The sequence below is a fragment of the Ruegeria arenilitoris genome, assembly GCF_013030265.1.
GTDB classification, from domain to species: domain Bacteria; phylum Pseudomonadota; class Alphaproteobacteria; order Rhodobacterales; family Rhodobacteraceae; genus Ruegeria; species Ruegeria arenilitoris_E.
This window is the reverse complement of sequence record NZ_WPZQ01000011.1, coordinates 115179-135984: the sequence shown is the minus strand read 5'-3', so window position 1 is coordinate 135984 and position 20806 is coordinate 115179. Positions and strand designations below refer to the sequence as shown.

Sequence of the window (20806 nt, the reverse complement as noted above, 5' to 3'; positions counted from 1 at the left end):
CTTGGACTTTAGCAACCGCTGGCCCCGCTCCTGAAGGCTAGACGGGAAAACCAAATGTGAACCGCAAACAAGTGGCTAGACGTTAGCGCTTTCCCGCTGTCTTCATTTTGTTCACTGTCCGGATGTGTGTGCAGCAGGCCCTTGTTCAAAATTGGTCGATTTTCTCCCCGAGCGAGATGAGCATATTCACCGCTAGAAAGGGTGCGCATGCAACCAGCGCCTTACCTCCACTTTGACCACATCGCCCACAATGTCTAAAGGTGGAAGATCACCTGACAGTTGGCAACAGTGCCATCAGCTTGAGCCATGACAGTCGCCCGAAGTGAATCCTTTTTGTGCACACGGCTCAAAAGACATTGCACCACGGGATTTGAAGTCAGGACGATTTAGCTGATATCAAATTCGCAATAGGGCTCACTTCTTACCGGCCACAATACGATCCAGAATGAGAGCGCAAAACAAAATGGCTAGGCCTGCCAATATACCCTGCCCCGCCGCAGCATATTGCAACGCCTCCAGAACATCTTCGCCCAGTCCCTTTGCCCCGATCAGCGATGCGACAACAACCATGGCCAATGACATCAGGATGGTCTGATTGACACCTGCCATGATGGTTTTGTGCGCAAGTGGAAGATCTACGCGCCAAAGCAGATAGCGCGGGGTGGCACCAAATGCCAAAGCAGCCTCGCGCACGGTTTCGGGAACCTGCTGCAAACCAAGGACGGTAAAGCGAATGACGGGTGGACTGCCAAAAATCATGGTCGCGACCACACCTGCGGGTTTACCGGATCCGATGAATGCGACCACCGGGATCAGATAAACAAAGGATGGCATCGATTGCATGAAGTCCAGTATCGGCCGCACGATGGCAAAGGCCCTGGGCCGACGCGCACAATAGATACCAAGTGGGATGCCCAGCGTAATTGAGATCATCGCTGCAGCACCCAACAGTGCGATAGTGGTCATCGCCTTTTCCCAGAAATCCAGTAACCCGAGATAGGCCAATGCAGCGCCGGTGAAAATCGCAACACGCGCACCCGCGGAAAGGTAAGCCAACATAATGATAACCAGCGAAACCACTGGCCAGGGCGTGTCGACCAGAACCACCTCGATCCAGTCCAACAGGGTGCGCATCCCGTATGTCAGCCCGTCAAAGAAACCTCGACCAGCAGTTTTGGTCCATTCAAAGACTGCCTGCACACCATCCCCGACATTCAATCGCCAGTCACGGTTGGTTGGAAAAGTCTTGAGGATCGCAAACGCATCGGGTTGCGCAAATTTTATTGCGGACAGAATGACAACGACCAGGGTCAGTGCCGATGCAACAATCATCCGTACCATGGACCACCCATGAGCCACGCTGGAATCTGATCGCCAGCGGGCGAACTGACCCTCTAAGGTCCAGTTGGCCAATGACGCAGCGATAAACTTTACGACCAGCAACAGGACGATGCCTGCTGCCAGATATGTGATCCCCGTTGAATCGGCACTTCGAGCAGCGTCCTGAGCCCCGGCCAAAGCCCCCTCTAGCGACTCTGCCGCACGTTTCAGGGAATCGAGCGAGGCGGCCCCCGATTGTTCGGCCGCTTCGATCTGTTGTCGGCGAAGATCAAGGGTTTGTTCGATCTGCTCGGCCCGTTCGCGAAATTCGCGCCCAAGATCACCAAAAAGACCCAGCCCTATCTGTATGTAAGCCAGTGTTTCAAGAACCAGAAAAGTCAGAAACCACGACCAGAGACCGCGCGCTCCAAACCAGATCGGCCCAAGAATCGCAGCTGCCTTGTTCAGGGTAAACCGGTAACCCGGTGCCTGCATCATGTAGGAGAATGTTTTCTGATAATACGCCTCGCCCTGCCCGACGAAATCACCTATCAGGCCGTTCAGGCGGTCAGCGGTCTCGGGTTGGACCTGTTGTACGTCAACGTGTTTCATCGCCGTTCCCTTATGCCTGACTGTCTTGAATGGCGCGGATCAGACCCGCCCGGTTGATCACGCCCACGGTCTTGCCGTCCTGAGTGACAGCCACAACCCCGTGACCATCTACGCAGAGGTTCATGAGATCAGACAAATCCATGTCGGGATGTGCCTCTTTGGCGTCTGTCGGAACCTCACCGTGATGTGCCTCGAATTCTTCAACCGGCTTCATCACCGCATGGGCAAAGATCATGTTGAGTTTTGAAATCCCGGCAACGAAGTCAGCAACATAGTCATCTGCCGGATTCAGAATGATCTCTTCCGGCGTGCCAATCTGAACTATGCGCCCGTCTTTCATAATCGCAATTCGATGGCCGATACGAATGGCTTCATCAAGATCGTGCGTGATAAACATCGTAGTCTTGTTGAGTTTGTTGCTGAGCTCCATGAACTGATCCTGCAACTGTTTGCGGATCAGCGGGTCAAGGGCCGAGAACGGCTCGTCCATCAACAAAATCTCCGGGTCCGCAGCGATAGCGCGGGCAAGACCAACCCGCTGCTGCATACCACCAGACAGTTCGTGCGCGTATTTGTCTTCCCAGCCGCTCAGTTCCACCAGTTCAAGAACGCGATCCGCCTCTTCCCAGCGACGCGCCTTGCCGGTACCGCGAATTTCCAGGGGCATAGCTACGTTGTCACGAACAGTACGGTGGGGCATCAGGCCAAAGTTCTGGAACACCATCGCAACGCGGCGATTGCGCAAATCACGAAGGCCTTCGTCCTTCAGGCCCATCACGTCATCGCCGTCGAGGTAGATATGGCCATCCGTGGGTTCCAGCAGACGGTTGACGTGGCGCACCAGAGTCGACTTACCCGACCCGGACAGACCCATAACGCAAAACAGCTCACCGCGTTCGATCTCGAAACTGGCATCGGCAACACCTACAACGCAGTTGAAGCGTTCAAGTACCTCCGCCTTGCTCAGCCCCTCATTGTGAATGGCCATCAACGCGTCTTGCGCCTTTGCTCCGAAAACTTTCCACACGCCACGCGCATCGATTGCGATATCCGCTGTCATACTGGTCTCACCATAGTTGGTCTTGTGGATTGCGCCCCCGAACCAGAAACGCCGGGGGCACAGTTGCTTCAGTTGGTTTTCAGGCCCAGCCAGCCATCAACTGTATCGCCATTGGCATCGATCCATTCGGCCACAACCTCATCGATCTCGCGCCCTTTGACCACGACTTCATAAGTCAGACCGCTCAGCTGGGCGGCATCCATGTTGATGCTGCTCAGGAATGACGCGGCCGCCGGATTGCGCTGGTCCAAAGACTTGGAATGCGCAACAGTTACCGTCTTTACCGGCTCGCCGGTGCTGACATGAGACTGGTTGTACCAATCAGCATCCTGATCGGGTTGTACCATTTTGTAGGTGGCCGGATCATGTTCGGGCTCTTCCAGAATGGTGACGTCATAAAGTGCGTGCACGTAATGCGGTGCATAACAGTAGAACGCTGCACCTTTCTTCTGATCGATCTGATCCTTCAAACGCGAATAGAATACCGTTTCATCCTCGGTGGTCGGCGTCAGGAAAGTTTCGATGCCATAATCGCGTACCCGTACTTTAAATGTATTGGTAGATGCCCAACCAGAAGCACCAACCCAGACCTCGCCCATGCCATCGCCGTCTGAGTCAAAAAGCTCCTGTGCCATCGGTGTGGCAAGATCATAGATCGATTTGATGTTGTGATCCTCGACCATGTAGGTCGGAACACAAATTCCGGCACGACCTTCATAGCTACCGTCGGACAGGCCAACTGTCCCCTTTTGGTCCACGTATTCGTCAGTGAACGAAGATTGGTTTGGCAACCAGACATCGGGGTGCACGTCAATGTCACCACGCCCACCATCCATCGCAGCAAAGATCACTGCGTTTGCGCCGGGCGCATAGCCGACCTCACCGCCAAGACGGGTTTCAATGACTTGGCCGATCACACGGCTCATAATCTTGGCTCCAGGCCAGCTGGGTTCACCAACCATAACCTTTTCCTGCGCCATTGCAGTGGTGGCACCCAAGGCCAATGCCAGCGACGCAGTCAGTGTATTAAAGTGCTTCATCTTGTTCTCCTGTTGCGTAGTGTTGCTTGCGCCTTCAGGCGCGCGCCCGCTTTCGTTGCGGGTCTATGAATGGAATGTCCGAGACAGTGGCGCCGAGCCTTTTCATCCGCCCGTCAAGTTGACCGATTTCCAGCTGTGTCCCGTTCTCGGAATGTTCGACCGACACCCTCGCCATCGCGATGGCGTGTTCCAGCATCGGTGACCTGGTGGCCGAAGTGACGACGCCTACCTGCCGTTCACCGACAAAAACAGGGGCGCCGTGGGCAGGTACATCATCACAGCCGATCAGTAAGCCTTTGAGCGCGCGACGCGGCTCTCGCGCGTTTCTGTCAAGCGCGGCTTTGCCCGTAAAATTGTTTTTGTTCAGATCGATGGCGAAGCCCAACCCGGCTTCGAATGCATCTACTCCGGGTGCAAATTCAGCATTTGCCGCGGCCAACCCGGCTTCGATCCGGATAATGTCCAATGCTGCCGAGCCCATGGGTGTAACTCCAAGTTCCTGACCCGCTTCCATGACAGCGTCCCAGATCTCAATCGCGTCAGACTTGGAACAGAAGATTTCGTAGCCCAGCTCCCCAGTGTATCCGGAGCGCGAGAGCATGAATGGCGCACCCTCGCGATTGTTGAGGCGGGCGATCGTGACCCCGAACCACTTCAGGTCATCCAACGAAGGAACGTGTGGTTGAGTAAAGGTGATCTTGCGCAATAGGTCGCGCGATTTTGGCCCCTGAATCGCGAGGTTAGGCATCGCGTTCTGCATGGCGTGCACACGGACCTGCAGGCCCAGATTCGTGGCCAATGACTGCAGTGCGCGGCCACTTTCTTCAGAGCCGCAGCACCAGCGGAATATCTCGGGCGCAAGCCGAAAAAGCGTGCCGTCATCGATGACCGACCCGCTTTCGTCGCACATCAAAGTGTAGGACCCGCGCCAGATCGGCAGCTTGGCTACGTTTCGGGTTGTTGCTTGTTGGAGCAGTTTCTCCGCATCTGGGCCAACGATATCGAATTTGCGCAACCCGCTCATGTCCTGCACCGTCACTGCCTCGCGACAGGCCCAGTACTCGCCCAATGTTCCGAAAGCGGGAAAGCTGACTGGCGCCCATAGATCACGTGCAGGTGCAAATTGTTGGGTCAGTGGGGCCAGACGGTCATGAAACGCGGACTCCTGACTGATCGACATCGGGGCATCTTCCTTTTCACGATAGGCAACCGCGCGGCGGATCGGTGTTTCCGGGCGGTAGATACGGACATGCACATCCGTCGGGTTCCAACCATTGATCGGGTCAATATCGTCCGGGCAAGCAGTTGAAACGCACACCAGATTCTCCATTGCGCGCATGGCGACGTAGTCGCCGGGACGCGAATGGGATTCTTCGGTCAGGATGTGATGACTTGCCGGATCAATCCACGTGCTCCAGAAGAAATTTACGGCCGGCCACGCAGAACGACGGGCTATACCATAGGCAGCCAACGCGTTCGACATATTATCTGAACAGTTCACATGCCCGGGAAAGCCCCGCTCTTCATAGCCACGTGCGGTGCAAGCCAGACCAAATGTATCATGACGCCCACAGGTGTCTTGCACCACATTGAGAAGAGGCCGCATCTCACGGTCGTAAAACTTGTCAAGCAAACCGGGGCCAGGATAGGCGCGTCGCACCATCGACCGGGTCGCGGTCGAGTCGATCATCCATTCGTCTCCGCGATCCAACCCGTCGGAACGAAGTGCCATGAAGTCAGAGCACTGCTGCCCCTCGACGTCGATGATTTGAACAAATTCACCGGCTTTCAGCTCATATGCGAGTCCCGTACCGCGCGGCACAGTGAATTCGTCTCGCGTATCACCCAAAAGCGGTGGCAATAAAGGCACACTTGAAGCTGCAACCGTATGAGAAACCGCGACGCAGCCAGAACCAATCCCTTCGATCAATCCAGTGTTCGGAGTTGGTCGGATCAGCCAAACTGTGATGCGATTGTCTGTACGCAAGATCAAAGGATCTGCAGACGCGACTGCCTTGTAGCATGGAATTGTTTGCGTTGGATTTCCGCCATTCGCACTGATCCAACCCTCGAGTGGCTCGCTGTTGAATTCGTAGTGATCAAGCGCTCCGTTTGCCTCTAAGCCCAGATGAGCAAGCGCCGTCTGCCCGTTGAGATATGCAACAATGTCCAGAGGTTGCGTCTGCGACGCCGCTTCCAAGGATAGCAAATCACCCGGATCCAACACCACTCGGATCGCTTCCCGCGATGCCAGAACATATTTTCGAACCCCGGAAGCCTTCGGAAACCCAGGGAATCTGCGTCCCGGGCTTTCGAACCCGGAATTCGTGAACTCGTGTAAGACAGCAGAACCTTGCATATCGCTGTTGGATTCTCAGTTATGAAACTAGTTACAGAGGTTGATGAAACTAGTTACATATGTCAACACTTTCATTGAAACTCAAAATAGTGGACGCAAATACAGGTGACACAAAAAGCCCCCGCGCTGAAAAAACGCGCAAATCTCAGAGATGTCGCAAAAGCAGCGGGCGTTTCAGTCGCGACGGTGTCCCGAGTACTGAATGAACCAGATGTGGTAAAAAAGGACACTCTGGAGAAAGTTCAAAAAGCGATCACTGAACTTCGCTTCGTCCCTAGTGCGGCGGCCCGAGCAATTAATTCTGGCCGTACGCGTTTTGTAGGTGCGCTGGTTCCAACACTGGACAATGCCATTTTTGCCCGGTTCTTGGCCGCTCTGGAGCGAAAGCTTTCCGAAGATGGGTTATCGTTGATTGTGGCCACTACTGAGTCTGACTTGCAGGTCGAAGCTAAAAAGGCGAAGGGGCTTGTCGATATTGGGGCAGAAGGCCTGATCGTTACCGGCGCAACCCATTCCGATGAGTTCCACGAACTTCTCGAACGTACGATGATACCCACAATCATCACATCCTATTATGACGGCTCCAATCCATTGCCAACGATCGGGTATGACAACAAGGCCGCGGCACAATTGGCACTGCAGCACCTCATTGACCTGGGGCATCAGAAAATCACTGTTGTGCACGGCCCGGTTCATAACAATGACCGGACACTCGCGCGGCTTTCCGGGTTGCGCGCTGTGAACTGGAACGGCGAACTTGCAACTGTTGAGACTGAAATCAGCCTTCGCGGCGGTGCGGAAGCAGCTGCGCGTATCGTAAGCAACGCGGTCATGACTGACGCTGTCTTGTGTCTTTCGGACGTCGTCGCGCTAGGGGTTTTGTTTGGTCTTCAATCCAAGGGAGTAAGTGTTCCGAAAGACGTATCGTTGATGGGCCTGGATGATCTGCCCAGTTCTGCCGTCGCCGTACCCTCGTTGTCGACGGTTCATCTTCCAGTTTCCAGAATGGGCGAACGTACAGCCATCGCGTTGGCCCGCTGGATTTCTTTCCAGGAGAGACCAGATTCTGAAAAGTTAGAGGCACAGTTGATCGAAAGAAACTCTGCGATACGAAAGTCAGCGCTGGAAAATTAGGTCTTCTCTTAGAGTAGTTGGCATCGACAAAAGCGGAGCCAATGCTGCATGCATCAAGGCTATCAACAGAATACTCTAAGGGTTTGGCTGCCCAGTACCAATCGAGATGGTGACGCGTAAATACCTTAACAACATCGTGGAGCAGGATCTCCGTTTCACCAAACGATGATCACGGTTCTGATCACGATCATTATGGATCGCGCTGCCAGACATGCACTGGCTTCAGGATGGATGGGTCAACCGTTACATCGTGCCCCAGTTTTTTGTACAAGAAAGTTGCGCGGCAAGACGGGTCGTCCTGTCGCTACCAGCTCATCAGAACCCAACCATGCGATCGCTTTTCGAGCAGGCGCATTTGACGTATCAACGGGGTATGAAAGTTCTTTTGGCAGAAGACGATGTGAAATCGGCTGACTATATCCGCAAAGGCCTGACCGAACACGGATATGTTGTCGACTGGGTAGAAGACGGGCGAGAGGCTCTGACCTATTGCCTCTACAATAGCGTAGACATTGCGATTGTTGATCGGATGCTGCCTGGCATGGATGGGTTGTCAGTTGTAAAGGCACTACGCGCATCGAAAAGCGATCTGCCAATCATCTTTCTGACGGCTCTCTCGGATGTGGATGATCGGGTCGAAGGGCTGCTGGCTGGCGGTGATGACTATATGGTCAAGCCGTTTCACTTTTCAGAGTTGCTTGCCCGGATTACTGCTCTTTCCCGGCGCCCGGGCCAGACCGCTCAGGAGACCATTCTAGAGGTTCATGACCTGAGTCTGGATCTCTTGACCCGAACAGCAACCAGGCAGGGCCAGGTGATTGAGCTTTTGAATAAGGAGTTTGCTCTGTTACAGCATCTGATGGAACATCCGGGCAGAGTTGTCAGTCGCACAATGATCTTGGAGAAAGTGTGGGATTTCACTTTTGACCCCGGCACCACAATTGTCGAAACGCACATCAGCAAACTGCGACACAAAGTGGATAAGCCGTTCAAAACTGCGCTGATACACACGGTACGTAACATGGGATATACGATCCGTGCGCCTCGGTGAGTTGATCAGCGGCCAACCGTTCAAAGCGACACTAAGGGCATTGTTTTTCTTTCTGGCAATATTTACGGTTGGCGGATGGGCATTGGTGCAGATCGTGCAGAATACGCTGGTCAGCGAACTCAATGCCCAAAGCGAAGGCGAAAGCCTTTTGCTAGGTGATATTTATGAGGCCGAGGGGCAATCCGGCCTGGTAGACACTCTGCATCAGATGGATCGCCTTTCTGAGCCATCCAATCGCGTTGTGTCTTTGCTGGACGCGAACAATGTGACCCTAACAGGTCCATTTGCCTTGGCCCCGGATTTTGTCGGGGTAGCACGGCAGGATCTGGATACATTGACTAACGGTCGCGTGGTCGGCGATTACCATTTGAGCATTCACAAGCTTGATGACATGACATTGGTTATTGGGCGTAGCAGAGAGCCAATTCAACTTGCTGTCATGAGGCTTGTGGGGGGGTTAGTGGTGTTTGGGCTGATAAACACCATCGCAATACTGGCCTTGGGACTTTGGGCAAGCCGTTTCTCAATGACCCGATTGCAAGAGATGAACTCAGCGCTTTCACGGGTTTCGGATGGTGACCTAGATGTCAGATTGCCCGTTTATAATCGGGACGATCAGTTTGACCGTATTGCAACGCGAGTGAACCAGAATCTCGATCGATTGACGCTTTTGGTTACCGGAATGAAATCAACCGCTTCTGCAATCGCGCATGATCTGAAAACTCCACTTTCACATCTGCAAATTGCGTTGCACGAGATCGCAGATGCGGTGGACCAGCAGACTGACCCTGTACCCAAGATCGATGCAGCTCTCGCAGAAGCCGAGGCCCTGGGTACGATTTTCGACACCATGCTTCGAATCGCGCGGGTCGAAGCTGACCGTGATCAATCGCGATTGCAATTGATCCCACTTCGGCCCCTGGTTGAAGAGGTAGCAGAATTCGTTCGTCCGATGACTGAAGAAAGCAATCAGACCCTGGTGGTAAAATCGCAAGATGTTCAGATCAAAGCTGACGCTCCGATGATAAAGCAGGCTCTGGTTAACCTTGTGATGAACGCATCAAGCCATGCTGGAAGCGGCGCGGAGATTAATGTTGAGATCAGCGCCACTGAACAAGGTGCGACACTGGTCGTTCGTGACACAGGCCCCGGAATTCCGGAGGACGACATGGACCGTGCGCTGCAACCGTTCGTCCGGATGGATGCGGCCCGCACCACGCCCGGAAGCGGGCTTGGGCTGGCATTGGTGCGAGCAGTTGTCGACCGTCACGGCGCAACGCTGACGCTGTCAGATGCCAAACCGGGCCTGTGTGTTTCGATCATTTTTCGAGAGTTCAAAAAAATTTAAACTTCGTCGCAAGCTGAGGTGAAGTTTACAATCTAGTTTCCGGTCAATCGCAGCAGACCAAGTTGCAGAAGATCAGGAGATGAGCATGAAAGCGAATAAGAAATCTGTGGCCACCATTGTTGCCCTCGCCCTCGCCACGACAAGTTTATCGCAGATTGCGTTTGCTGACACGGATGTGACCAGCGAAACGGAAACTGCTGGAGAGGTTGAAACACAACACATCCGCATTCCTGCTACCGGCAAGCTCATTCTGGACGGTGTGCGGGCTGCGCGTCTGGCCTTGTTCGATGGCAATCTTGATCAGGCCAAAGAGATCGTGTCCGCCTCACGAGGCGCTATCGACGAGCATGCGGCAAAATTCTCGGTGCATCTGAGTGATAGCAAGGGTTACGCGCTGCCCGTCGACAGCGGGTTAAAGTTCTCCGATGGGTTTGAGCCCACGGATCAGCATGGCGCTAGCATAACCCAAGCTGGGGTCATGATTCAGGAGGGTCGCGTCGATGAAGCGATCAAGGTCATGTCGAAGGCTGGCGTCGAATTGGATGTCGCAGTCGTAATGTTGCCTGTCGGCGCCACCGCAACACATCTGGAACAGGCACTGACCGATATCGAGGCAGGACAGATTCATAAGGCCAATATGGCGCTTAAGGCGGTGGAAACCTCGACGGTGATCCAAGACTTCAAGCCCGGCAATCTGCCTGCCCAAGGTTATCCTCTGGCCGACATACTTCCGGGTTGAACTGACCACTCACGGAAGACGTGCCCTGCGTGGTTCTCATCATTTCACGCAGGGCAACTCGATGGCGGTCAGCCCCGGTACGAGAAGGTTCTGACAGCACCGAAGATCGTCTTTGGCGAATTATTTTGCCGTGTTGATCCTCGCATTGAAACACCCACCAAGGGAGGAAAAATTGGAAAGTAAGACTAAAAAACAATCTGACATCCACTGGGCGATCGAAATGCACGCCAGTGAATATCATCAGGGAAAGCTTAGCCGTCGCGAATTCTTGACTCGTGCCACTGGCCTCGGGGTTAGCGCTGCGGCTGCTTACAGTTTGATTGGTGTGCCGGCACCGGCAAGTGCGGATGTCATCAAAAAGGATGGCGGCGTTGTGCGCGTTCAGATGAGCGTGCGCGCTTTGAAGGACCCGCGTACCTATGACTGGTCCGAAATGGGCAACGAAACCCGCGGCACCCTTGAATATCTGGTGCAATACAACCCTGATGGTTCGTTGACGCCCATGCTGCTAGAAGGCTGGGAGGTTAATGATGACGCCACCGAATACACTCTTCATGTCCGCAGGGGCGTGAAGTGGAACAATGGTGACGATTTTACGGCTCAGGATGTAGCCCGGAATATTCGCGGATGGACTGACAGAAGTGTCGAAACCAACTCGATGGCCGGTCGCTTTGCAAGTCTGGTTGACCCGACGCTGAACAAAGCCAGCCCCGACATGGTCAAAGTCGTAGGCGATCATACGGTAAAGCTCACACTACCGGATTCGGATATTTCTCTGATTGCGGGAATGTCTGACTATCCTGCTGCAATCGTGCATGAATCCTTCGATGAAAACGACGTCAAAGGTGCCATTGGCACCGGTCCGTATCTGATCGATGAATTTGAGGTGGGCGTTAAATGCACACTGATACGCAATGATGCGCATCCATGGTGGGGCGATGAGGTGTTCGGCAAACCAGCTTTGGAAAAGATCGAATACATCGACTATGGCACCGATCCGGCTGCTTGGCTGGCAGCGCTGGAATCCGGCGAAGTCGATATGCTTCACGAGGCCGTCGGAGAATTCATCGATGTTCTGGATGGCCTCGGCTATGAAAAGTCCGAAGTGCTGACCATGAGCACCATTGTCATCCGTCCCAACCAGCAAGCAGAGGTAAATGGTAGCAAACCTTATGCTGACAAGCGGGTGCGCAAGGCAATTCAAATGGCGGTTAAAAACGCTGTTCTGCTCGAACTTGGTTACGGGAATCGCGGCGAAACTGCCGAAAACCACCATGTAGGCCCATTGCATCCCGAATTCGCCCCGTTGCCACCTATGCCCTATGATCCGAAGGCCGCGAAGGCACTGATGGATGAGGCCGGAATGGGCGATTACGAGCACGAATTGTTCTCGATCGATGATGACTGGCGCAGAAACACAACCGATGCTGCGGCCGCTCAGTTGCGGGATGCGGGTATCAAGGTAAAGCGGACAGTTCTGCCTGGGGCAACGTTCTGGAACGACTGGACCAAGTACCCGTTCAGTTCAACCAATTGGAACCATCGACCCTTGGGTGTGCAGATTCACGCGCTTGCCTACAAATCAGGCGAGGCATGGAATGAGTTTGGTTGGGAAAATGCCGAGTTTGACGCCCTGCTGGCTGAAGCGTTGACAATTGCGGATGCAGACAAGCGCCGTTTGGTGGCGAAAAAGATGGAAGAACTGATCCAGGAAGAAGGCGTCACCATTCAGCCGTACTGGCGTTCACTCTATCGTTTCATGGTCGAAGGCTTGGCTGAAACCGGAATGCACCCAGCCTTTGAACATCATCACTACAAATGGGGCTGGAAGGCCTGAGCCACTAACCACCGCCAATTTCAGGCGTTCAGCTCAGACCAGATCTGATGGGCGCCTTCTTCAACACACTTCCTGAGATTGTCCCCTCACTCATGGAAGGCGCGCTCTGCGAATATCCGGGGATGTGACGCAGAGCGCAGTAATTAACTAGAGATCGAGATGTATCATGTCATCAATATCCCAGATACCGAGAAGAACGATCCGGTTGGCTATCTCAAGTCGCATATGAACGCGCGCATTATCGATCAGTTGAGGCTAATGGCATGAAGGGAATATCGATCTCTCTTCCCGAGCTGGTTGGCGCGTGTCCCCCGCGCGCCTCACGGTGTTCACTACCCCTGAGGCCTGCATAAGATCTTGTATAACCGTGGTACGCGACCAAACGACAAAGGCACCTTCGGTTTGAAGATGGTTAGACGAAATCATGTTCGACGGGCCCCTGAACTTGGGGCATGTGAAAGCCCGCTATAGACGATGCCCGAAAGCCTTCCTTTCAGAAATCGCTCTTACAGCAATCGCAATCTACTGACTTAGAAAATCAATGAGCCCGACGCCTGATATTGACGCTTTATCGTTTAGCGTCCGCTCCACAAGCCCAGATCACATCCTCAACAAAAAGCTCAACTGCTCGTCTGTGAAGGTTTGTCGGCCGGGTTGCGAGGTAGAATGTGGAGGTCCAGTGCAACCTGTCCGGCGCAAGTTCTCGGAGCTTTCCGTTCTGTGCTCTGGCTTCTACGAAGTGGACCGGCAGTGGCCCAAGGTAGTGTCCGGTCTCAATTAATGTCGCCATGGCCTCCATATTCGCCACGACAGCCTTTGGGTCTGTGGATTGAAGCTCGGGCGATACCAGGTGGCTGTAGGATCTCTGGCAAATATGATAACCCGAGATGATGTTGATATCGATTTTGTCGTTGGGCAAATCGAACAACGGATGGTCGCGACCGCAATAGAGCCGGTGCTCTTCTTGGCACAATTCGGTGTATGTCAGATCAGCAACTTGGTTGCGAAACGGTGCAATTGCAACATGCAGTTTTCCGGTTATCAGCTGTTGTGTGAGTTCCGTCGGTGAAGCAACAACAATCTCCAGGCGTACATCGTTTGGCCGGTCGAGAAACCGCTTCAGGGCCTTTTCCAGGCTCAGGTCGGCAAGGGTGTTGACGGCGTCCACGACCCCGATCCGCAAATCGCCGGTTGTGGCGTCCCGAAGCTCAAGGAGTTCGGCATCAAAATCACGCGCGCTGCGCAGAATGTCCCTGGCTTTGCCATAGGCGATCTCACCCCGCTCCGTGAGGCGGAACCCCCCTCGCCCGCGTTCGCACACACGATATCCAAGTGCCGCTTCGAGGTCGCGGATTCGAATGCTGATGGCGGATTGTGTAATGCCCAGTGCGTACTGTGCATCGGTAAATCCACCGCAATCGACCACGGCCACAAATGTCTCAAGGAGTGTATTTCTCAGCAGTTTCAAAGGTCAGCTCCTCCTAACCACATAACATAGTTTTTCTTTATGTGAACATTTACAAGATAATATTTTTTCATGAAAGAATCCGTGGTGTGGTTCTCTCCAGAATTGGCAATGAAAGCGAAATGGGAGGACATTCGCGTGACAATCTCTTTCTCCAATATCAAGATAACTGCCGCCGCTGCGCTGCTGAGCATCGCGCCGATCAGCGTGATGGCCGAGGACTGGAAATTCGCCATCGAGGAGATTCCGGGCTCGATCATGGATGCCTATGCGCAAGAGTTCAAATCGCGTATCGAAGCAGCCACCAACGGCGAAGTGACCGTAACGGTTTACCCGATGGGTACCCTGGGCACGCCAACCGAAACGGTCGAGCAGGCCGCGGACGGCATCATCCAGTTCACCAACGTCTCGATCGGCAACCTTGGCACCATTGTTCCCGAAAGCCAGGTCTTCCTGCTGCCCTACCTGCTGCCGTCTGATCCGGCAGCGATTTCGAACATCCTCAGCAGCTCGGAAACTATTTACGGTCCGCTGAACGATGACTTCCGTCAGCGTGGTCTGGAAGTCATGACCATGTATTCCGAAGGCCCGCAGGTCTGGACCACCAACCGCGAAATCCGCACACCTGAAGATTTTGACAACTTCAAAATGCGCGTGATGGTGTCGCCAATCCTTCTGGAGACCTACAAGAACATGGGCGCCAGCCCGACACCGCTGCCGTTCGGCGAGGTGTTCGGCGCGCTGCAGCTGGGTGCTGTCGACGGTCAGGTAAACCCGATCCCGACCATCGAAGAAATGAAGTTCTACGAAGTCACCAGCCACCTGATCTGGGCCGGTGAGCAAGAGCTGGTCACCACCGTTGTTGCCGGCTCGGACTGGTTCGAAACCCTCAGCCCTGATCGCCAGCAACTGGTACGTGACACCATGGCCGACATGACCGGGTTCATCGATGGCGTTGTCACCGACTTCAACCAGCAGCGTCTGGACATCATCAAAGAAGCCAAGCCCGATATCGGCCTGGTCGTCCTGACTGAAGAAGAGCGTGACGCCTTCCGTGAGCGCAGCACCGGCACCTCGGCAGCTTATGTCGATACGGTCGGCGCGCGTGGTCAGGAATTGCTGGACGCTCTGCGAGCTGAGCTTGCGGGCAACTGATCTCCCCACCACTCACGTAAAACTCCCTCACGCGCCGGGCGCGTGAGGGTTTTAAAAGGGAGGATATCATGAACAGCGGCACTGCCACTCCCTTCGGCTTTCTGGGAAAGATCGACGCCGTCATCGGGCGGATCGAAGTCTTGATCCTGGGCTGGGGGATCATCCTGATGGCCGTGAATACTATCGCCAACGTCTTTGGCCGGTACGTGTTCAATCAATCCATCTATTTTTCCGAGGAATTGAATGAATTCCTCATCGTAATCGTCACCTTCATGGGGCTGGGCTACGCCACCCGCAAGGGCATTCATATCCGCATGTCGGCGATCTATGATGCGCTTCCGATCAAACTGCGTAAAGGTCTGATGGTCATCATCGCCGCGACCACCGCCGTAGTTATGGCCGTACTGGCCTGGTACGCGCTGGAATATGTGCAGAAAGTCGCCTCACGCGGGCGAATTACCCCGGCGCTGCAGCTGCCGCTGTATCTGACATATGTCTGGGTAGTGATCGGCCTGAGCCTCGCGTCTTTCCAATACCTGCTGACGGCAATCCGCAATCTGAACTTTGCCGAGGAAGAGGTCTACGTCTCTTACCTCGAAGTTGACAGCTATGAAGACCCTGAAACTGCAGCTGCAATTCAGCGCTACGAAGATTCCACGGAGGCAGACAAATGACCGAGTTGATGCTGATCGTGATGATCGTCCTGCTGTTGGCAGGGTTTCCGATGAAAATGCCGTTGATCTCGGCGGCGGTGCTGGGGTTCCTTGTCTATTTCCCCAACATGAACATGCAGATCCTGATCCAGCAGATGATCGGGGGTGTGAAACCGGCCGCGCTGATTGCGGTGCCAATGTTCATTCTCGCTGCCGATATCATCACGCGGGGTCATTCCGCCAACCGGCTGATCGATCTGGTGATGAGTTTCATGGGCCACATCAAGGGCGGGCTCGCTATTTCTGTCACATCAGCTTGCGCACTGTTCGGCGCGGTTTGTGGCTCGACACAGGCGACAGTGGTGGCCATCGGTGGGGCCATGCGGCCCCGGATGCTGAAATCGGGCTATAGCGACAGCTTTTCAATTGGCCTGATCGTCAACGCCGCCGATCTCGCCTACCTGATCCCGCCCTCGATCGGCATGATTATCTATGGCGTGGTCTCAGGCACATCGATCTCGCAACTGTTCATTGCGGGTATCCTGCCGGGCCTGCTGATTGTGGTGCTGTTCTCGACCTATTGCATGTATTACGCCTATCGCCACGATATTCCTGTGCTGCCGCGCGAAGGCTGGGGCCAGCGCTTTACCGCTCTGCGCAAGGCACTCTGGCCCATGGGCTTCCCGGCCATCATCGTTGGCGGCATCTATGGCGGTGTCTTCTCTCCAACCGAAGCCGCTGCGATCTGCGTTCTCTATGCCGTCGTGCTTGAGGTCGTGATCTTCCGCTCGATCAAAATCGGAGATCTGTTCGATATCGCGCTGTCCACCGGCGCCATCACCTCGGTAGTCTTCATCCTGATCGCGGCCGGTGCGGCGTTCAGCTGGACGCTGAGCTTTGCGCAGGTGCCGCAAACCATCATTGCCGCGTTGGGTCTTGAACAGGCCAGCCCACTGATGGTGCTGCTTGCGATCAACGTCGCCTTCTTTGTTGGCTGCATGTTTGTGGACTCGATCGTGGTGATCCTGATCCTGGTGCCGATCTTTGCGCCAATGATCAAAGCTAGCGGGCTGGACCCGGTATTGGTCGGTGTCCTGATCACATTGCAGGTGGCCATCGGCGCGGCAACACCACCCTTCGGCTGCAACCTGTTCACCGCCATCGCTGTCTTCCGCCGGCCCTTTATCGAAGTGGTACGCGGTGTACCCCCGTTCCTGATCATTCTTTTGATTGTGACCGGGTTGCTGGTAGCCTTCCCTCAAATCGCCCTGTTCCTGCCGGAACTGGCTTATCGCTAAACAATAAGAAACGGAGAATTCATGTCGGGACATGGTTATGAAGCTGGTCGTCTAAATCTGCCTTTTGTTGGCATCTCGACCTTTGGCAAGAAACCTTACGTCGAGAACTGGGACGAGATCGACGCGGATGTAGCAATCCTTGGTGCGCCATTTGATTTCGGCTGCCAGTTCCGTTCGGGTGCACGGTTCGGGCCGCGATCGGTGCGTGAGGCATCGACCCTGTTCAGCTTTGGCCACGCAGGTGCATATGATCACGAGGACGATGCCACCTATCTTGGCAACGACGTTCGCATCGTTGATCTGGGGGATGCAGATATCATCCACACTAAAACCGAAGAGAGCCACGCCAACATCGAATACGGCGTCAAAAAGATACTCGATGCGGGTGCAATCCCCGTCACGATCGGCGGTGATCACTCGGTAAACATTCCCTGCATTAATGCCTATGCGGAAGACTGCGCCGAAAAAGGTCCGATCCACGTCATTCAGATCGACGCGCATCTGGACTTTGTCGATGAGCGCCACGGCGTCACAGTCGGCCACGGCAACCCAATGCGTCGTGCGATTGAGAAGGATTACGTATCGGGCATGACCCAGCTGGGTATCCGCAACGTATCTTCGACCGCGAAAGAGGGTTATGACGATGCCCGCGCCCGCGGCTCGGATATTCTGTCGGTCCGACAGGTCCGCAAACTGGGAACTCAGGGAGTTTTGGATCGTATTCCCGAAGGTGTACGCTATTATGTCACCATCGATATTGACGCATTCTGCCCATCAATTGCGCCCGGAACTGGCACACCCAGCCATGGTGGTTTTCAGTACTATGACGTGTTGGAGATTCTGCAGGGTCTGAGCAAACGTGGCGATGTTGTTGGCATCGATCTGGTAGAGGTCGCCCCAGCTTATGACCCATCCGAAAGCACCCAGATTCTTGCGGCGCAACTGTTGCTGAACTTCATCGGCTTCATCTTCCACAATCGGAAGTAAGTTCCCTCCCCAGAGCATTCTGCATTTGAATGCTTCAGTATTCCGGCAGTCAGTCTGATCTGAGTGCCGGAATACGTCGTTTGAAGCGCTTAGGATCTGATATGTCGATATCCTTTGGCAAGCGTGGAGCAAATGGCCCCACGCATCCGGTCAGGCGCCGATAATGTTGTGACCCGGGCCATATGGGAAGCCCGTGATGTTTTCTGCGCCATCTTCACCAACAACAAGAATATCGTGTTCACGATAACCGCCTGCGCCGGGCTGCCCTTCGGGAATCCACAACATGGGTTCAATTGAAACCACCATGCCCGGTTCGAGAACGGTGTCGATGTCCTCACGCAGTTCCAGCCCTGCCTCGCGCCCGTAATAGTGGCTGAGAATACCGAAGGAATGGCCGTAGCCGAAGGAACGGTATTGCAGCAGGCCCTCATCCGCAAAAAAGCGGTTGATCTCGGCAGTGATGCCGGAACAGGTCGCGCCCGGTTTGATCAGACTTAGGCCCAGTTCATGAGCTGCGACGTTGGCCTTCCACAAGCGCAGGCTTTCAGCGTCCGGTTCACCCAGAAACAGGGTCCGCTCAAGCGCTGTGTAGTATCCCGAAATCATCGGGAAAGTGTTCAGCGAAAGAATATCGCCCTTCTGCAGCGCGCGTTTTGTCACCGGGTTATGGGCGCCGTCTGTGTTGAGACCTGACTGGAACCAAACCCAGGTGTCACGGTATTCAGCATCTGGATAAGCGCGGGCAATCTCGGCCTCCATCGCATCGCGGCCTGCCATTGCGATCTCAATCTCGGTTGCACCTTCTCGGATTGCAGCATGAATCGCGGCGCCACCAACGTCAGCGGTCCGTGCACCACCCTTAATCAACTCGATCTCTTCTGCGGACTTCACCATACGTGCTGCCATGGTATCGGGTGCAATGTCGACAAGCTCGGGCGCGCCCAGCATGTTCAGCGCGGTATCGCGCGCGGCCAAGGTCATGTGGTCGCTCTCGATACCGACGCGTTTCGCGTTACCAATCAGACTTGCAACAGCGCGCCAGTAATTGTCGCGTTTCCAGTCAGTGTAGATAACGTTTTCTTCGACAGAACGCCGCCAGGGCTGTCCCGCGTCGATATTGGCGGACACGGTGGTGCAGCTATCCTGTGTCACAACGCAGCCGTAGGGACGACCGAAGGCACAGTACAGAAAGCTGGAATAGTAAGCGATGTTGTGCATCGAAGTCAGCAGCACTGCGGAAACATCGCGGGCTGCCATAATCGAGCGCAGCTTGGCCAAGCGACGTTCATATTCCCCCTTGCTGAACGGCAGGGGCGCTTTGTCACCATTGTGACAGGTAAAGAACTCTGGGCGATTTGTTAGGTCGGTCATAGTCAGGTCTCTCATCTTTGCCGGACGTGCAAAGCCCGGCCACATGTCCCGGCGTTCAGGACAGGCGGTCTCGGGGTCCGAGAGCCGATCAACCCCTTAAGTGCCACGACGCCATCGCAGCAGGGGTTGAACGGGTGAATCGTTAAATGACCTGCTTTTTTACGTCAAGCCGGAGAAAGCCCGCGAAGACGTTCAGAACGACGCCGCAGCAGTTCAACCGTGGTAAGCAACGCGATCGAGATCACCACGAGGATCGTCGCAACCGCCAGAATGGTCGGGCTGATCTGCTCCCGCAGGCCGGTGAACATCTGCCAAGGCAGGGTTTTCTGGCTGGCAGACCCGACAAACAGCACAACGACCACCTCATCGAACGAAGTGATGAAGGCGAAAAGGCCACCCGAGATCACGCCGGGCAGGATCAACGGCATCTGGATTGAAAAGAACGTCCGGACAGGACCAGCGCCCATATTGGCAGCGGCGCGAGTCAGGGATCGATCGAAACCCACCAGGGTCGCGGTCACAGTGATGATAACAAACGGAATACCCAGAACCGCATGCGCGAGGATAACCTTGATGTAACCCACAAGGTTCTTGTTCATGCCCAGCGTACCTTCCATGAAGCGGCCGATATCACTGTAGAAAAAGAACATCCCGGTGGCTGAGATGATCAGCGGAACAATCATGGGCGAAATCAGGATACCCATAATGGCGCGGCGTCCGGGAACGTGGCTCTGGCTGAGGCCGATGGCCGCCAGCGTACCCAGAGAGACTGAAATGATCGTCGCAATCGGTGCGATGATCAGCGAGTTCTTGAAACTGCGCTGCCATTCATTGTTGGTAAAGAAATCGCGGTAGTGCTTCAGCGAATACCCTTCAGGGTCCAGCCGCAACATTTCCGGCGTGAACGTAAAGAAGTCCTGAGCATTAAAGGATAGCGGCAGAACCACCAGAATTGGTGTGATCAGGAAGACAAAGATCGCACCACAGATCACTCTGAACAGGTAGTGGTAGAACACCTGTTTTGGCGTCAGGTAGGGCAACAGTTTGCGGCGATACCGGCCTTCGTACAGCCAATAGATGAACCAGATGAAGAACCACCCGCCCAGCAGGCCGAGTACACCCCCCATCGGACCGGAAACCAGAAAGCCAACGATGCCGAAGCCAAGGATATTAATCCATCGCGCCAGCTTTTCGTTTTTTAGCAGCGTAATGTAGATCCAGGCCAATCCTGCGATCAGGATCGCTCCGCCCAACATTCCAAGAAGAATCGAGCCATTTCCAGCGCCGACAAAAATTCCGGCGAAAGCGCCAGCAAGCGCAACACTGGGCAGGACCATTGACAGAGGTTTGCGGGATATCGGTGTAAGTGCGGCCATT

At 54.6% G+C, this 20806-nt stretch carries 16 protein-coding genes and 1 pseudogene; 10 read left to right on the top strand and 7 right to left on the bottom strand.

Going from position 1 to position 20806, the window contains the following annotated elements:
* Positions 1-414: 414 nt before the first annotated feature.
* The 4 genes from GOX61_RS18520 to GOX61_RS18505 form a co-directional block, all read right to left on the bottom strand.
* The gene (locus GOX61_RS18520) at positions 415-1932 is read right to left on the bottom strand and encodes an ABC transporter permease (RefSeq protein ID WP_170336111.1); all 1518 of its coding nucleotides are present in this window, start codon (positions 1930-1932) and stop codon (positions 415-417) included.
* A gap of 10 nt (positions 1933-1942) precedes the next feature.
* On the bottom strand, positions 1943-2992 hold the full coding sequence (locus tag GOX61_RS18515; RefSeq protein ID WP_170336109.1) for a quaternary amine ABC transporter ATP-binding protein: 1050 nt from the start codon (positions 2990-2992) through the stop codon (positions 1943-1945).
* Between the two features lie 68 nt (positions 2993-3060).
* Positions 3061-4032 (bottom strand): ABC transporter substrate-binding protein, encoded by a 972-nt coding sequence (locus GOX61_RS18510; protein ID WP_170336108.1) that lies wholly within the window; start codon positions 4030-4032, stop codon positions 3061-3063.
* A 34-nt stretch (positions 4033-4066) separates the two neighbouring features.
* The gene (locus GOX61_RS18505) at positions 4067-6391 is read right to left on the bottom strand and encodes a DUF1989 domain-containing protein (protein WP_170336106.1); all 2325 of its coding nucleotides are present in this window, start codon (positions 6389-6391) and stop codon (positions 4067-4069) included.
* Between the two features lie 105 nt (positions 6392-6496).
* On the opposite strand from GOX61_RS18505, the gene GOX61_RS18500 reads away from it, so the two are divergent.
* The 6 genes and pseudogenes from GOX61_RS18500 (at position 6497) to GOX61_RS18480 (ending at position 12500) form a co-directional block, all read left to right on the top strand.
* Positions 6497-7525: a LacI family DNA-binding transcriptional regulator gene (locus GOX61_RS18500; RefSeq protein WP_367646983.1), complete on the top strand. Its 1029-nt coding sequence runs from the start codon at positions 6497-6499 to the stop codon at positions 7523-7525.
* Positions 7526-7535: 10 nt separating this feature from the next.
* A pseudogene (locus tag GOX61_RS22665) lies at positions 7536-7691 on the top strand (IS6 family transposase); the annotation flags it as partial.
* A 207-nt stretch (positions 7692-7898) separates the two neighbouring features.
* Complete coding sequence (locus tag GOX61_RS18495; RefSeq protein WP_170336104.1) at positions 7899-8576, top strand: response regulator transcription factor; 678 nt, start codon at positions 7899-7901, stop codon at positions 8574-8576.
* On the top strand, positions 8563-9924 hold the full coding sequence (locus GOX61_RS22490) for a sensor histidine kinase (RefSeq protein WP_170336102.1): 1362 nt from the start codon (positions 8563-8565) through the stop codon (positions 9922-9924). The genes GOX61_RS18495 and GOX61_RS22490 overlap by 14 nt, the downstream gene beginning before the upstream one ends.
* A gap of 85 nt (positions 9925-10009) precedes the next feature.
* Positions 10010-10663, top strand: coding sequence for a YfdX family protein (locus tag GOX61_RS18485; RefSeq protein WP_170336100.1), 654 nt, complete (start codon positions 10010-10012; stop codon positions 10661-10663).
* A gap of 220 nt (positions 10664-10883) precedes the next feature.
* Complete coding sequence (locus tag GOX61_RS18480; protein ID WP_170336224.1) at positions 10884-12500, top strand: ABC transporter substrate-binding protein; 1617 nt, start codon at positions 10884-10886, stop codon at positions 12498-12500.
* Between the two features lie 568 nt (positions 12501-13068).
* Here GOX61_RS18480 and GOX61_RS18475 read toward each other — a convergent pair.
* The gene (locus tag GOX61_RS18475) at positions 13069-13968 is read right to left on the bottom strand and encodes a LysR family transcriptional regulator (RefSeq protein ID WP_170336098.1); all 900 of its coding nucleotides are present in this window, start codon (positions 13966-13968) and stop codon (positions 13069-13071) included.
* A gap of 108 nt (positions 13969-14076) precedes the next feature.
* On the opposite strand from GOX61_RS18475, the gene GOX61_RS18470 reads away from it, so the two are divergent.
* The 4 genes from GOX61_RS18470 (at position 14077) to speB (ending at position 18058) form a co-directional block, all read left to right on the top strand.
* Complete coding sequence (locus GOX61_RS18470; protein WP_170336222.1) at positions 14077-15120, top strand: TRAP transporter substrate-binding protein; 1044 nt, start codon at positions 14077-14079, stop codon at positions 15118-15120.
* Positions 15121-15188: 68 nt separating this feature from the next.
* Positions 15189-15794 (top strand): TRAP transporter small permease, encoded by a 606-nt coding sequence (locus GOX61_RS18465; protein WP_170336096.1) that lies wholly within the window; start codon positions 15189-15191, stop codon positions 15792-15794.
* The gene (locus GOX61_RS18460) at positions 15791-17071 is read left to right on the top strand and encodes a TRAP transporter large permease (protein WP_170336094.1); all 1281 of its coding nucleotides are present in this window, start codon (positions 15791-15793) and stop codon (positions 17069-17071) included. Before GOX61_RS18465 ends, GOX61_RS18460 begins: the two co-directional genes overlap by 4 nt.
* Before the next feature lie 21 nt (positions 17072-17092).
* Positions 17093-18058: an agmatinase gene (gene speB / locus GOX61_RS18455; RefSeq protein WP_170336092.1), complete on the top strand. Its 966-nt coding sequence runs from the start codon at positions 17093-17095 to the stop codon at positions 18056-18058.
* A 150-nt stretch (positions 18059-18208) separates the two neighbouring features.
* Here speB and GOX61_RS18450 read toward each other — a convergent pair whose 3' ends face one another.
* Positions 18209-19429, bottom strand: a complete 1221-nt coding sequence (locus GOX61_RS18450) for an aminopeptidase P family protein (RefSeq protein WP_170336090.1) — start codon at positions 19427-19429, stop codon at positions 18209-18211.
* 164 nt (positions 19430-19593) lie between these two features.
* Entirely contained in the window at positions 19594-20805 is a 1212-nt protein-coding gene (locus tag GOX61_RS18445; protein ID WP_155147754.1) for an ABC transporter permease, read from the bottom strand.
* Position 20806: the final 1 nt, after the last annotated feature.